We start from the raw sequence: 320 nt of genomic DNA on the forward strand, positions 1-320 counted from the left end.
AAATAAAATTTTTCTGCTTTTCCTCCAAAATTAATCCAGCTTTTTTCAAAGTGGATAAATGATGAGAAACTGTTGCTCCTGTTAATTGAAATTGTTCTACAATTTCCCCAGCAGACTTCGGCCCCGACTTAAGACTATCTAGAATTTGCCTACGAATAGGAGCAGAAATTGCCTTCAAGGTTTCAGACAATCCCATAATAAGCCTCCTTGTCCATCTATTTAGAAATATTTCTAAATAGAATTATACTCTGTTTTTATTGTTTGTCAAGAACTATTTCGATTATTTTCTAAATAGATTTCAAAAAAAACAGACCACTCTT

Annotated in this window: 1 protein-coding gene; it reads right to left on the minus strand. The window is 32.2% G+C overall.

What is annotated here, in order from left to right:
• On the minus strand, positions 1 to 196 hold a 196-nt coding region (locus C1G53_RS12970; protein ID WP_105118869.1), incomplete at its 3' end, for a metalloregulator ArsR/SmtB family transcription factor.
• Positions 197 to 320: the final 124 nt, after the last annotated feature.

This window comes from Streptococcus suis, assembly GCF_002960445.1.
Lineage (GTDB): Bacteria > Bacillota > Bacilli > Lactobacillales > Streptococcaceae > Streptococcus > Streptococcus hyiners.